We start from the raw sequence: 1,005 nt of genomic DNA, 5'->3' as shown, positions 1-1,005 counted from the left end.
CGAACAGGGCCTCCTTGGCGTGGACCGTCTCGCCCCCGACCTGCCGGGTCATCTCGGCCCAGACGTGCTTGTGCTGCGGCTCGGGCCGGTCCCCGGCCCGCTCGTCCCTCAGCACCTCGTCCAGGATGTCGTCCACCTTCCTCACGAACGGCTCGATGGTGTAGACGGCCCCGACGCAGGCCATCTGCTTCTTGTTGGCCTTCTCCCCCTTGGTGCGGCGGTGGTGGGGCTTCGGCCCCTCCTGCGGCGGTCGTCGCATCGGCACCCCCTTGCCGTCGGCGGTGACGACCAGGAGCGGGCCCTCCTCCTCGGGCGGCGGCGACGGCAGGGCATCCTGGAACGCCGGGGCATATCCCGCCACGGCCCGGCTCATGTGCTCCAGGGTCCGGGCCCCCGGCTTCAGGCCCAGGAGCATCTCCAGCGACCGACCGGCCTCGGCGAAGGACCCATTCAGGCAGAGCCGTTGGGCCCAGTCCTCCAGCAGGTAGGAGAAGTCCCCCTCGGGCAGCCCGAGCCGCTCGTCCAGCGGCACCCGCTCGATCCGCTGGCCCTCCCGGCTGCCGTAGACGGCACGGGCGATGGTCAACGCGCCGAAGACCGACACGTAGCGGCGATCATGGCGTTCGGGGAGTCGGCGGGCGACGTGCCCGTCGGCGGTCTCGGCCTGTGGCCCGAGGTCGCCATCGCCCTGCTGGGCGACGAAGGCCGACAGCAGGCTGTGGCCCAGGCCGAGCAGTTGCCGGAAGAGTTCCCGTTCCACGGTGTCGATCCGCTGGCCGTCTCGGGCGGCCCGGCCCACATAGTCTCGCAGGGCGTCGAACTGCTGCTGGGCCTTGAGGCTGGCCTGCTCGGGGGTGATGATCATGGCGGGGTCCCCTGGGTGCGGTCACATCGGATCGGTAGCAACCGATGTTCTGCCCCAGCGGGGCCTCGCTTTCCACTCCCTACCACCGTAACTCGTTCCCTGGAAAGGAAGTCCAGGAGAGCGGGCGGCGAGTCACGCCC

The 1,005-nt window shown here is 70.7% G+C and carries 1 pseudogene; it reads right to left on the bottom strand.

Annotation, left to right across the window (positions count from 1 at the left end):
• Positions 1-865, bottom strand: a pseudogene (locus TsocGM_RS25620) (ISKra4 family transposase); the annotation flags it as partial.
• Positions 866-1,005 lie beyond the last annotated feature (140 nt).

This window comes from Tautonia sociabilis (genome assembly GCF_003977685.1).
Lineage (GTDB): Bacteria > Planctomycetota > Planctomycetia > Isosphaerales > Isosphaeraceae > Tautonia > Tautonia sociabilis.
The sequence above is the reverse complement of the archived record's forward strand: the minus strand, read 5'-3'. Positions and strand labels throughout refer to the sequence as shown.